This window comes from Micromonospora salmantinae (assembly GCF_022230905.1).
In the GTDB taxonomy this organism is placed as follows: Bacteria; Actinomycetota; Actinomycetes; order Mycobacteriales; family Micromonosporaceae; genus Micromonospora; species Micromonospora salmantinae.
Genome location: NZ_JAKKFG010000010.1, coordinates 51,046 through 63,160, shown reverse-complemented (window position 1 = coordinate 63,160; position 12,115 = coordinate 51,046). Strand labels below are relative to the sequence as shown.

Sequence of the window (12,115 nt, the reverse complement as noted above, 5' to 3'; positions counted from 1 at the left end):
GTGATGGGGTCGGTCAGGAGGTGGTGAGGGACACGCCGGCCCGGCGGCTGGCGTGCCACGGAATGAGCAGTGCCTCGGCGATCTCGACCAGGACGAACAGGACGATGCCGATGGCCGACATCAGGATCAGGTCGGCGAACAGCAGTGGGGCGTCGAGGTTGCCGTTGGCCAGCAACAGGACGTAGCCGAGCCCCTCACTGGCGCCGACGAACTCACCGACCACGGCACCGACCACGGCGAGGGTCACGGCCACCTTCAGGCCGGCCATCAGGTGCGGCAACGCGTTCGGGAAGCGGATCTTGCGGAAGGTGCGCCACGGCCCGGCGCCCATCGTGGCGGCGAGGTCGAGCAGCTCCGGGTCGGTGGAGCGCAGCCCGGCCACGCCGGAGATGACCACCGGGAAGAACGCGATGAGCACCGCCAGGATGATCTTCGGGGTGAGGCCGAGGCCGAACCAGACCACCAGCAGCGGCGCGATGGCGATCTTCGGAATGACCTGTGCGAAAAGGACGATCGGGTAGAGCGCCTTGTCCAGCGTGCGGGAGTAGGCGATGGCGACCGCCGTGACCAGACCCAACGCGGCGGCCAGCACGAAGCCGAGCACCGTCTCGTAGAGGGTCACCAGAGTGTGCCGGGCCAGCTCGGACCACTGGGTGGTCATCGTCTCCCACACCTGGCCGGGGGTGGGCACCAGGTAGTTCGGGACGTACTCGCGGGCCGCCACGAACCACCAGGCGGCGAAGAAGACGGCGAGCACCAGCGCCGGGCGCCAGAGCGAGTCGGCGAAGGTCAGCGCCCGGCGACCGAGCGTGGGACGTGGTGGACGCGCGCCGCCGGGCGGCGTTTTAACCACAGTGGACGAGTCCCGGCCGTCGACGGCATGGGGGGCACCGGGGGTGGGAGCGGCTGCCTGCGCACCGCTCGCCTCATCGGCGGCGGCCTGCCGGCCCGCCGTGTCCAAAGAGTTCTCGGTCACGCGGAACCTCCTCGGGGCCCGGCACGACGCCCAGGAACCGGGCCGGTCGGCGGATCAGGCAAACGCTTTCCTGGAGCGTAGGCGGCACCCTCACGCCGGGCAAGGCCTTTCCTCGATCTGTTTCCACCGATGCCTCACAGCCCGACGGGTGTCCCGAAGGGACGCTCAGCCGGCCGCCGGGTAGGTGTCGAGGAGGCCACACATGCCCAACCGGCCCCGCTCGACCGGCTCGTTCACCGCGTACACCCCGGCGTCGCCCAGGTGGCCGGGATCCCCCCGCTCCAGGGCGTCGAGCTGAGCGGCGGTGTCGGCGGCGGCGCGGCCCGCGCCGGCCTCCCACCGCTGCCGCCACCGCGTCAGCAACGGCTGGCGCAGGCCGATCGCGGCGGCGTGGAACGCGGCCAATGCCGCCGGACCGCCGGCCCGCAGCGCCTGGAAGCCGGTCACCGCCAGATCCCGACGGCGGTACGCGGCGTGCACGTCCGCGCCCGGCGCTCCCCCGTCGGGCAACGCCGCCGCCGCGGCGTACGCGGCCGGGGCGGCCAGCACCTCGGGTGGGAAGGTCAGCACCGCGTCGCCGGCCTCCGGCAGGCCGCTGTTCTGCATCAGCACCACGATGCTCAGCCCGCCGGTGTTGACCAGGCGGTGCACGGTGCCCGGCTCGAACCAGACCACCACCCCCGGCCGCAGCGACGTCTCCCGGTAGCCGGCCGTGGTCAGGGTCTGCACCGCGCCCTCGCCGTCGGTCACCACGTACCCCTCGGTGCAGCACAGGTGCACGTGCGGGGTGCCGCCGACCAGACCGTCCGGGGCCACTGTGTCGTAGACGCGCAGCCGGGACACCCCGACCCCGCCGGGCAGCGGTGCCGGTCGATCACGCATCGAAGTACTCGTCGGTGTCGTCCGCCGCCGGCAGGGACACCAGCAGCACGGTCAGGTCGCCGATGGCCCGGTGCCGGCAGCCCGGCTTGATCAGGAACGCGGACATCGGCCGAGCCGGGTGACGGACCCCGTCCAGCTCGATCTCACCCTCACCGGCGAGCACGACGTAGTACTCGGTGGCGATCCGGTGGTGGTGCGTCACCGCGTCCTGCACCTGGAGCAGATGCACGCTGGCCTGGCCCTCGCTCTCGGCGATGAAACCCCGGCGGGTGGTCCCACACGAACAGCGCCGGGCGGGAAGGTCATCAAGTTGAAGTACCGCGAAGCGATCGGACACGGCCGGGCCTCCCTGCGGGAAAGGGCTTTCTCTGCGGTACGGTGACGCTAGCCGGCACGACGAAACGCCGTCAACAGATCGAGGGGGCGGACCATGGCGACCCTGTCCGATGTGGCCCGCCGAGCGGGCGTCTCACCCGCCACCGCCTCCCGCGTCATCAACGGCAGCAGCAAGCCGGTCACCGACGAGCTGCGCGAACGGGTGCTCGCCGCCGTCGCCGAGCTGCAGTACGTGCCGAACGCGCACGCCCAACTGCTGGCCCGCTCGCACCGCAGCGCGGTCGGCGTGATCGTGCACGACGTCTCCGACCCGTACTTCGCCGAGATCACCCGAGGGCTGCAACGGGTCGCCACCGACCAGGGCCGGCTGCTGATGATCTGCAACAGCTACCGGGACCCGGACCGCGAGCTGGAGTACGTGGAGCTGCTGCGCGGCCACCAGGTGGCGGCGCTGATCCTGGCCGGCTCGGGCTACCACGACGAGGCGTTCACCCGGCAACTCAACGAGAAGCTCGCCGCGTACGAGGCCACCGGCGGGCGGGTGGCGGTGATCGGCCGGCACGAGCACTCCGGCGACGCGGTGATGCCGGACAACCGGACCGGCGGCTACCTCGCCGGGCAGGAGTTGTGCGGTCTGGGGCACCGGGCGATCGGCGTGGTCGCCGGCCCGCGCATCCTGACCACCACCACCGACCGGCTCGCCGGGCTTCGGCAGGCTCTCACCGAGCAGGGCCGCGAGCTGCCCGAACGGCGCATCCGGTACGCCGAGTTCGACCGCGACGGCGGCGCCGAGGCCACCGCCCGACTGCTCGACGCCGACCCGGAGCTGACCGCGATCGTGGCGCTCAACGACTCGATGGCCATCGGCGCGCTCGCCACCCTGCGCGCGCGGGGGTTGGCAGTGCCGCAGCAGATCTCGGTGCTGGGTTTCGACGACATGCCGATCGCCCGGGACGTGACCCCGGCCTTGACCACCGTGCGGCTGCCCCTTGTCGATATGGGTGTGCGGGCGATGTCCCTGGTGCTCGGCGTCGGGGCCCCGACGCCCCGGGTGGAGGTGCTCCCCGCCGAGCTGGTCCGCCGCGACACCGCCGGTCCCGTCCCACTGTCCACCCGCGCCACAGCGGGTTCCGCGCCACGCGCACGGCGAGGTGACAGCACGTCGTGACCGGTGCCAGCCCGACCCAGCGGCCCCTCACGCGAGCCGATGTGGCGTACCTGGTCGGTGCGTCGTTCGGGCCGGGCACCCGGGTCCGGGACGCCGGTCCGCTAACCGGCGGCGGGTACGCCACGGTCTGGTGGGCGCTGCTCGACGACGACAGTCGGGTGGTGCTGAAGCTGGCACCGCCGGCCGGAACGCCGCTGCTGCGCTACGAGCGCGGGCTCTGCGCCGCAGAGGAGCGGTACTTCCGGCTCGTCGCGCAGCGGGCGCCGCAGGTGCCCGTCCCCCCGGTGCTGCGGTGCGGCGCCGACCCGGCGTACGGCGAGTGGTTGGTCACCGCGATGCTGCCCGGCCGGTCGCTGTCCGACCTGGCCGAGGCCGGGGTCGCGGTCGACGACGGCCCGGCGCGCTACGACCTCGGGGTGACCCTCGCCGCGTTGCACCGGGTGACCGGTGAGCGGTTCGGGTACGACGGCGACCGGGCCGCCGGGCCGACCTGGCGGGCAGCGTTCACCGCGATGCTCGACGACCTCCTGGCCGACGCGGCCGACTGGGACGTCCGACTGCCGGTGACCCCGGAGCACCTGCGTGCGCTGGTGGGGCGGCACGCCGACGTGCTCGACGAGGTACGCCGCCCGGCGCTGCTGCACTTCGACTGCTGGGACGGCAACGTGCTGGCGGCGCCCGACGGGGACGGCCGGTTGCGGCTGCGCGGCCTGGTGGACGGCGAGCGGTTCCTCTACGGCGACCCGCTGCTGGACCTGGTCTCGCCGCTGCTCTTCCGACGGGTCGAGGACGAGCCGGAGCACCCCCTGCTGCGCGGCTACCAGGCCAACGCAGCCGAACCCCTGGTGCTGAACGCCTCGGCACGCCGCCGGCTCGGTCTCTACCGGTTGCACCTGTACCTGCTGATGACTGTGGAGATGCCCAGCCGCGGGATGACCGCGCGCAGTCATCCCGGGCGGTCCGCCCGGCTGGCGGCGCTGCTCGACGAGGAACTGGCCGCGCTCGCCTCGGGCTGACGACCCGGCGCGGGTGACGTCCGGGCGCGTGGTCGGACGTAGGCCGCACAGATGCACCAGCGGATAACGGATTGTCCGGGGCCCCTGCCCGGGCCTAACCTCCCCGGGTGCTGATTCGGGAGTTCGTCGACCGGGACTGGTCGCAGGTGTGGCCGATCATCGAGGAGGTGATCCGGGCACAGGAGACGTTCCCCTACGACCCGGCGATGACGGCCGAGCAGTCGTACGGCACGTGGGTCGAGGCGGCGCCGGGGCGGACCGTCGTGGCGGTCGACGGCGAGCGGGTGCTCGGCACCGCCAAGATGGGCCCCAACCGGCCCGGGCCGGGCGCGCACGTGTCCACCGCCAGCTTCATGGTCGCCGCCGACGCGCGGGGCCGCGGCGTGGGCACCGCGCTGTGCCGTGACGCCCTGACTTGGGCCCGCCGGCAGGGGTACGCCGGCATGCAGTTCAACGCGGTGGCGGAGAGCAACACGTCTGCGGTGCGGCTGTACCTGCGGGAGGGATTCGCGGTGATCGGCACCGTGCCGGGCGCGTTCCGTCACCCCACCCTCGGCCGGGTCGGCCTGCACGTGATGTACCAGGAGTTCTGACCGCGCCCGCTCCGCTCGCCCAGGAGGCCACAGTGGTGGTCGGCGCCTTTGGAGTTGATGTCACAAACGAATCGACCGCTGGCCGGGCCGTCCGCACCTTCCCCACCGCTTGGAGCCTCCCCGCAGCCTGAATCGTTTACGACATCAGCTCCATAGCGTCTCAACCAACGGTGCCGCCGGCCGGGGCCGGGCGCAGTCCGGGCTGCCCGGCGGCCGGCTCCGCGCCGGCTCGGCGGATCGGGGTGAAGAGGGCGCCGACCGCGACCAACAGGCACCCCGCGCCCGCCGCGAGCGTGACCGCCGGAGCACCGTAGCGGCCGGCGGCCCAGGTCAGCACGACAGCGCCGGCCGGACCGAGGGCGTAGTGCGTGCTCCAGAACGCCGACGTAACCCGGCCCAGCAGGTGATCGGGGGTGATCTCCTGGCGCAGGGACATCGAACAGATCCCGCCGACGCTGAGACAGCACAGGTACACGGCGGTCAGCGTGGTGACGGCGGGCACCGTGGTGGCGATGCCGACCCCTGCCACGGCGAAACCGCAGATCGCGTGCGCGCCGATCCAGGTGGGGCCGAAGCCGCAACGGCGGCGCAGCGGCGCCACCAGCAGCGCGCCGGCGACAGTGCCCAACGCCGCCAGGCCGAGCACCGTACCGACGGCGCCCTCGGAGCCACCGAGGTCGTGCGTGACGTGGTAGATCAGCACGTCGACGAAGCCGTAGGTGAGGAAGATGAAGACCGACAGCAGGACGGTCAGCGCGCGCAGCACGGGCTGTCGCCACAGGAACCGCGCCCCGGCCAGGAACTCGGCCAGCGGACGTTGCCGGGCCACCCCCTCGTCCGTCGTGACGGGGCGCAGTCGGATCAGCCACAGGCCGGCCGCCGAGAGCGCGAAGCTCGCCGCGTTGACGGCGATGGCGGTGGCCGGGCCGAAGCGCGCCGCCACCACACCGGCGAGCAGCGGCCCGAGGACGGCCGCCGCCGCGTACGTCGCCTGCAACCGGCCGTTGGCCTCGGTGATCCGGTCGGAGGCCACGAGGTTGCGGACCGCGGTCACCGCGGCGACCTGGAACAGCATGCCGGCCGCCTCGCAGATCGGCAGCACGACGAAGAGCAGCCAGACCTGCGGGCCGGCGAGCCACGCCAGTGGCACCAGGGCGTAGAGCACCAGCCGGGTCAGATCCGCCACGATCATCAGGGTGCGGCGGTCGTACCTGTCGACCAGCACCCCACCGAAGATCCCGGCGACGACGGACGCCGCGCCCGCGACGGCGGTGAGCAGGCCCATCCGCGCCACCGACCCGGTCGCCTGGAGCACCAGCAGCGGCACCGCCAGGTAGGCGAACGAGTCGCCGGCCGCCGAGAGCGACTGGGCCACCCAGTACGTGCCGAAGGTCCGGTCCCGCCAGAGCGGAGCCCGACCAGCGGCGGTGGATCGGCTCATCGCGCCAAGGTTAGTGAACGCGCCCCTCCGACGTTGGCCGTGGATTGCTGCCATCAGCGCGCCGGTGGCAGCTCTCGCTGGATCTGTTCGCCGGCGCAGAGCGTGCCTGAACGCCCGGAAACGGCCGTGGGATCCCCCACGGCCGTTTCCGAAAGGCGCGAAACGCTCAGCCCTTGCGCAGCGGAGCGAGCGCCGTGCTCCAGGCGACCACCTGGTCGAGCGTGGTGGTCAGCGAGTCCTGGTGGAACTGGTTGGGCGTGAAGACGCTGAAGTTCTCGAAGTCGGTGAAGAGCGACAGCGCGACCTGCGAGCGCACGTCGGCCATCTGGAGCTCACCGGAGATCAGGCGCAGGTGCTCCACGGCGCGCGTCCCGCCGACCGAGCCGTAGCTGACGAAGCCGACGGCCTTGTTGTTCCACTCGGCGTAGAGGAAGTCGATCGCGTTCTTCAGGGCGCCCGAGGTCGAGTGGTTGTACTCGGGGGTGACGATGACGAACCCGTCGAACGATGCGATCGTCTCGGCCCACCGCTTGGTGTGCGGCTGGCTGTACTGGCCCATGGAGGGCGGGTACGCCTCGTCGAGGTGCGGCAGTTGGTAGTCGAGCAGGTCGATCAGCTCGTATTCCGCGTCGGAGCGCTGCTTGGCGATCTCCAGCACCCAGCGGGCGACGGCCTCGCCGTTACGCCCCGGGCGGGTGCTTCCGAGGATGATCCCGATCCTGGTCATGTGTGGCGCCTTTCAGAGGTCCTTGCCTGACGACGGGAACGCTAACCGGCGCTTGATTGGTCAAGCAAATATGCGACCTATGGGCGTGATCACACGGAGGGTGGGCACTTGCTCAGTCAAACAAGTATGATAAGGGGATGTCCAACCCCTCCGCGGCGACTCCGCAACCCCTCACCCCAGATGAGGAATCCCTGGTCCGCGCCCTGGGCCAGGTGATGCACGTCCTGCCCCGCGCGATCGACGCGGACATGGTCGGTGACCGTCAGCTACCGCTCACCGAGTACACCGCGCTGATGAACCTCTCCGAGACACCGGAGCGGCGGATGCGCATGAACGAGCTCGCCGCGCTCTGCCACCTCTCGCTGAGCGGCATGACCCGCACGATCATCCGGCTGGAGACGCAGGGCCTGGTCCGGCGGGAACGGTGCGAGGAGGACGCGCGCGGCTGGAACGCCGTCCTCACCGAAGCGGGCTACGCCCGCCTGCAGGAAGCCTGGCCCAGTCACCTGGCCGCCGTACGCCGCCGGTTCCTCCAGCACTTCGAGGGCTTCGACCTCGCCCAGTTGGCCCGCGCGTTCCAGCGGGCCGGCACGGCAGAGCCGACCGACTGAGCCGACGCCGGCCCGGTCGGTCGCTCGCCCATCCGGTCTCAGCCGAGCAGCCGGCCCTCGGCGACCAGCGCCCACGCCAGCAACCCGAAGGCGCCGGTCGACGCGACGGCGCGGACCACGTTGCCGCGTACCCAGGTGACCTCGAAGCGCGCCCGCAGCGCCGCGAGGTCGGTGGCGTCGTCGACGTCGCCGGCGCGGGCCAGCACGTTGTTGAGCGGCACGTTGACCACGGCGGTGACGCCGAGCACCACCAGGTACAGCACCAGCCCGGCGACGATCCACGGCAGCACCGCCCGACGCTCGGCCCCCAGGTGCAGCGCCGCCGCCAGCAGCGTGAACAGCAGCGCGCCGCCGAAGCACACAGCGAACCACCCGTTGAGGATCGACTCGTTGATCCGCCGCATGGCGAGCACCAACGTCCGGTCGTCGGTGCGGGCCAGACCCGGCATGACCGCGTACGCGAAGGCGGCGAACAGCCCGGCGGTCAGGCCGGTGGTGAGGGTGGCGACGAACAGGCTGGCGGTACTCAGAACTCCCATCCGCCTATTGCACCCGTTGGCGTGCGCGCCGACCAAACGCGATAGCGGTCACCGGGCCGGAGCGTGGGCGGCGAGCGGGTTGGTGAGGGTGCCGACGAACTGGAGCGCCGCCGACGGGTCGGCCAGGTCGATCATTTGCTGGTTGTTGCGCAGTTGCAGCCGGTTGAGGCAGGACAGCGTGAACTCCGGGGCGAACAGGTCGTAGTGGCGGACCCGCTCGGCCAGGTGCGGCACCCGGTCGAAGTAGTCGGCGGCGCAGGCCGCGACAGTGCGCCAGAAGTCGTCCTCGGCGAGCACGCCGGCCTCGACCAGGACGGCGTTGAGGTGCCGCAGGAAGCAGTCCACCACGTCGGTGAAGATGGTCAGCAGCTTGGTGTCGTCGGGCACCTCGACGCGGATCCGCTCCACCGCCGCCGGCAGCTCGACCTTGTCGCTCATCACCGCGATCTCCTCGGCGATGTCCTTGAAGATCACCCGCTGGACGGTGTCCTGCTCGTCGAGGACCAGGATGACGTTCTCGCCATGCGGCATGAAGGCGAGGTCGTGGGCGTAGAAGCTGTGCAGCAGCGGGGTCAGGTAGGCGTCCAGGTAGCGACGCAGCCACACCTCGGGCGCCAGGCCGGACCGGGCGATCAGCGCCGCCGCCAGTGAGCCGCCCTCGTCGTCGACGTGCAGCAGCGCGGCCATGGTGGACAGTCGCTGCCCCGGCGCCAACTCGGGCACCGGGCTCTCCCGCCAGAGGGCGGCCAACATCTTGCGGTACGGGGAGGTGCGCTCGGTCGCCGCCTCGTACTGCCGGTGCCGGTAACCCACAGCGGCCCGCTCCCGGATCACGGTCAGGCCGGTGCCGGTCAGCACCTCGTCGGCGGCGATCAGCTCGGCCAGCCAGTCGTTGATCGCCGGGGTGGCCTCCATGTACGCGGCCGACAGCCCCCGCATGAAGCCCATGTTCAGCACCGACAGCGCGGTCTTGACGTAGTGCCGACCCGGCTGGCTGACGTTGAAGAAGGTGCGGATGGACTGCTGGGCGAGGTACACGTCCGGCCCGGGGCCGAGATGCACCAGTCGCCGCTCGGCCAACTCCCCGGCGAAGGTGACCGCCAGCTTGTTCCACCACTGCCACGGGTGCGCCGGGATCAGGTGGTAGTCGGCGAGGTCCAGCCCGAGATCGGCCATCGATGCCGCGAACCGGGCCCGGGTATCGGCGTCCAGCTCGCTCTCGATGAGCGTGTCGTAGTCGAGGTCGGCGGCGCTGCTGAACGTCGAGTGGTCCCGGTGCGCGGCCAGCCACTCCAGCCGCACCGGCGCGGCGGCCTCCGGGGCGTACCGGTGGTACTCGTCGACGCCGAAGCCGAGCCGGCCGTTGTTCGCCACGAAGCAGGGATGGCCCTCGGTCATCGAGGTCTCGATGGTCTGGAAGTCCGCCTCGGCCAGCTCGGCGGCGCTCGGCGCGGCCTGGGCCAGCTTGTACGCCGTACCCGCCAGCGTCGAGGTGATCTCCTCCAGGTAGACCGGGAGCACCCGCGCGGAGAGCCCGAGGGTGTCGCGCAGCTCGACGATGAAGTCCACCGCGTCCGGGGCCAGCGAGGTGCCGTCGCGGTGTCGGGTGATGCTGTCCGCGTCGATCTGCCAGTGCGCCAGGGCGAGCACCCGTGCCGCGAACCGGTAGGTGACGATGCCGTCGTCGCTGCGGACCTCGTACCACTGCCGGTCGTCGGGGCCGGCCACGGTCTCCGGGTCGAGCAGCCGCTCGTGGGTGAACTCGGCGAGCGCCTTGCGGACCAGCAGCCGGTTGGCCCGCGCCCAGCGCTGCGGGGTGAGGTGCCCGACCGGGTCGCCGGAGGCGTTGTGTGCGGTGGCGACGGGCGGGTGGGTGGGGACGGCGGTGCTGGTCACGCCGGGGCTCCTTCGGTTCGGGTGGCAACGGCGCGGTCGGCGGTGGCGCGGTCGGCAGCGGCCTGGAACTGGGCTCGGGTGCAGACGCTGAGCAGCGCGTCCTTCTCGGGCTTGGCGATCGGGCCGACGACGGTGAAGCCGACGGCGGCGTTCAGCGCGTGCACGGCGGTGTTGCGCACGTCCGGTTCGACGACCACGCGCCTGGTCGTCGGGTCGTCGAAGAGCCACGCCATGACGGTGCCGATCACCGCCCGGGTGAAGCCGTGCACTGGCGCGTCGACCGGCGCGCAGAGGAAGTGCATGCCCACGTCACCGGGCTGGTGGTCGTACAGGCCGACCAGTTCGACGTGGGCCGGGTCGTAGCGCTCCGCGAGGAAGGCGGGACTCCCCCGCCACAGGCCGAGGAACGCGTCGTGGTGCGGGTGCTCGGCGATGCGCCGGTACTCCTCGGTCACCTGGGCCAGGTCGGCGTCCTGCATCATCCAGAACGCCGCCTTCGGGTGGGTCACCCAGGCGTGCAGCGGCGCCGCGTCGGCGGCCGGATCGAGCGGCCGCAGCGCGAATTCACCGAGCCCCTCGTCGACGTGGGTGAAGACGGTGGTCACGACGACACCCCGAACTGCTGGAAGGTGATGCTCTTCTCGATCGGGTAGTGCTCCCGGCCGAGCAGCTCGCTGATGATCCAGGAGTTGCGGTAGGCACCCATGCCCAGATCCGGTGAGGTGATGCTGTGCGTGTGGGTGCCCGCGTTCTGCAGGAAGATGCCCCGCCCGCTGTGGTCGATGCTGTAGTTGCGGGCCACGTCGAAGCGGCCGTGCGCGTCCCAGCGGATCCGGTCTGACACCGGCGTGAGGAACTCCGGCACCCGGTAGTGGTAGCCGGTGGCCAGCACCAACCCCTCCGTACGCAGGGCGAAGTCGCGCTCCTGCTCCACCTGACGCAACCCCAGCGTGTACTGCCCGTCCTGGTGCTCGGCGCTGACCAGCTCGGTGTTGGTGAGCAGGCGGGTGTTCACCGGCCCGTCCACGCTGTGCGCGTAGAGCAGGTCGAAGATGTCGTTGATCAGGTCGGCGTTGATCCCCTTGAACAGGCCCTTCTGCTCGGACTCCAGCCGGTAGCGGGTCGCCTCGGGCAGCGCGTGGAAGTAGTCCACGTAGTCCGGTGAGGTCATCTCCAGCGTCAGCTTGGTGTATTCGAGGGGGAAGAACCGCGGCGACCGGGTCACCCAGTTGAGCTGGTAGCCGTACCGGTCGATGTCGCCGAGCAGGTCGTGGTAGATCTCGGCGGCGCTCTGCCCGCTGCCCACCACTGTGATGCTGTGCTTGGTGCGCAGCGCCGAGCGGTGCTCCAGGTAGTGGGAGTTGTGCACGGCGTCGCCGGGCAGGTCGGCCACGGCCGGGGGCAGGTGCGGCGGGGTGCCGGTGCCGAGCACCAAATGCCGGGCCCGGTACTCCACGGTCTCCCCCGTGCCGGTGCTGGCCCGCACCACGTACCGCTCGTCGGCGGCGTCGTACTCCACAGTGGTCACGCTCTGACCGAAGCGCAGGTTCGGCAGTTTCGCCGCCGCCCACCGGCAGTACGCGTCGTACTCGCTGCGCAGTGGGTAGAAGCTCTCCCGGATGTAGAACGGGTAGAGCCGGCCGATCTCCTTGAGGTAGTTGAGGAAGGAGTACGGCGACGTCGGGTCGGCGAGGCTGACCAGATCGGCGATGAACGGGGTCTGCAACCGGGCCGACTCCAGCAGCATGCCGGGGTGCCAGGCGAGGCTCGGCCGGGCCTCCAGGAACACCCCGTCGAGTTCGTCGATCGGCGCGGTGAGGCAGGCCAGGCCCAGGTTGTACGGGCCCAACCCGATGGCGATGAAGTCGTGGGTGGACATCGGGGTCTCCAGGCGCGGGTTCGTGGTCACCGGCGTCAGCCGACGGGGCAG

Annotated in this window: 13 protein-coding genes; 4 read left to right on the top strand and 9 right to left on the bottom strand. The window is 71.4% G+C overall.

Going from position 1 to position 12,115, the window contains the following annotated elements; all coding sequences use genetic code 11:
* Positions 1-13: 13 nt before the first annotated feature.
* The 3 genes from PSH03_RS08240 to PSH03_RS08230 all read right to left on the bottom strand — a co-directional run bounded on the left by PSH03_RS08240 (position 14) and on the right by PSH03_RS08230 (position 2,195).
* Complete coding sequence (locus PSH03_RS08240) at positions 14-976, bottom strand: ABC transporter permease (protein ID WP_238688740.1); 963 nt, start codon at positions 974-976, stop codon at positions 14-16.
* Positions 977-1,141: 165 nt separating this feature from the next.
* Positions 1,142-1,858, bottom strand: coding sequence for a cupin domain-containing protein (locus tag PSH03_RS08235; protein ID WP_238688739.1), 717 nt, complete (start codon positions 1,856-1,858; stop codon positions 1,142-1,144).
* Positions 1,851-2,195, bottom strand: a complete 345-nt coding sequence (locus PSH03_RS08230) for a cupin domain-containing protein (RefSeq protein WP_091398731.1) — start codon at positions 2,193-2,195, stop codon at positions 1,851-1,853. The genes PSH03_RS08235 and PSH03_RS08230 overlap by 8 nt, the downstream gene beginning before the upstream one ends.
* A 93-nt stretch (positions 2,196-2,288) precedes the next feature.
* Here PSH03_RS08230 and PSH03_RS08225 point away from each other — a divergent pair, with 93 nt between their 5' ends.
* The 3 genes from PSH03_RS08225 to PSH03_RS08215 all read left to right on the top strand — a co-directional run bounded on the left by PSH03_RS08225 (position 2,289) and on the right by PSH03_RS08215 (position 4,971).
* A complete protein-coding gene (locus tag PSH03_RS08225; RefSeq protein WP_210782226.1) occupies positions 2,289-3,362 on the top strand; it encodes a LacI family DNA-binding transcriptional regulator in 1,074 nt (357 codons plus the stop codon).
* Positions 3,359-4,378, top strand: coding sequence for a phosphotransferase family protein (locus PSH03_RS08220; protein ID WP_238688738.1), 1,020 nt, complete (start codon positions 3,359-3,361; stop codon positions 4,376-4,378). The genes PSH03_RS08225 and PSH03_RS08220 overlap by 4 nt, the downstream gene beginning before the upstream one ends.
* 107 nt (positions 4,379-4,485) lie before the next feature.
* Complete coding sequence (locus tag PSH03_RS08215; RefSeq protein ID WP_210782222.1) at positions 4,486-4,971, top strand: GNAT family N-acetyltransferase; 486 nt, start codon at positions 4,486-4,488, stop codon at positions 4,969-4,971.
* 160 nt (positions 4,972-5,131) lie between these two features.
* Here PSH03_RS08215 and PSH03_RS08210 read toward each other — a convergent pair whose 3' ends face one another.
* Together PSH03_RS08210 and PSH03_RS08205 are read right to left on the bottom strand one after the other, a co-directional pair.
* A complete protein-coding gene (locus PSH03_RS08210; RefSeq protein ID WP_238688737.1) occupies positions 5,132-6,412 on the bottom strand; it encodes an MFS transporter in 1,281 nt (426 codons plus the stop codon).
* 166 nt (positions 6,413-6,578) lie between these two features.
* A complete protein-coding gene (locus PSH03_RS08205) occupies positions 6,579-7,139 on the bottom strand; it encodes an NADPH-dependent FMN reductase (RefSeq protein ID WP_238688736.1) in 561 nt (186 codons plus the stop codon).
* 137 nt (positions 7,140-7,276) lie between these two features.
* On the opposite strand from PSH03_RS08205, the gene PSH03_RS08200 reads away from it, so the two are divergent.
* Positions 7,277-7,750 carry a MarR family winged helix-turn-helix transcriptional regulator gene (locus PSH03_RS08200; RefSeq protein WP_238688735.1) on the top strand — a complete coding sequence of 158 codons (474 nt, stop codon included), beginning with the start codon at positions 7,277-7,279 and terminating at the stop codon, positions 7,748-7,750.
* A 38-nt stretch (positions 7,751-7,788) separates the two neighbouring features.
* Here PSH03_RS08200 and PSH03_RS08195 read toward each other — a convergent pair whose 3' ends face one another.
* The 4 genes from PSH03_RS08195 to PSH03_RS08180 are packed head-to-tail and all read right to left on the bottom strand — an operon-like array spanning position 7,789 to position 12,064.
* Positions 7,789-8,289, bottom strand: a complete 501-nt coding sequence (locus tag PSH03_RS08195; protein ID WP_238688734.1) for an anthrone oxygenase family protein — start codon at positions 8,287-8,289, stop codon at positions 7,789-7,791.
* A gap of 48 nt (positions 8,290-8,337) precedes the next feature.
* Positions 8,338-10,185 carry an IucA/IucC family protein gene (locus tag PSH03_RS08190; protein ID WP_238688733.1) on the bottom strand — a complete coding sequence of 616 codons (1,848 nt, stop codon included), beginning with the start codon at positions 10,183-10,185 and terminating at the stop codon, positions 8,338-8,340.
* Positions 10,182-10,790 carry a GNAT family N-acetyltransferase gene (locus PSH03_RS08185; protein ID WP_238688732.1) on the bottom strand — a complete coding sequence of 203 codons (609 nt, stop codon included), beginning with the start codon at positions 10,788-10,790 and terminating at the stop codon, positions 10,182-10,184. Before PSH03_RS08185 ends, PSH03_RS08190 begins: the two co-directional genes overlap by 4 nt.
* Complete coding sequence (locus tag PSH03_RS08180; protein ID WP_238688816.1) at positions 10,787-12,064, bottom strand: lysine N(6)-hydroxylase/L-ornithine N(5)-oxygenase family protein; 1,278 nt, start codon at positions 12,062-12,064, stop codon at positions 10,787-10,789. Before PSH03_RS08180 ends, PSH03_RS08185 begins: the two co-directional genes overlap by 4 nt.
* Between the last annotated feature and the right edge of the window lie 51 nt (positions 12,065-12,115).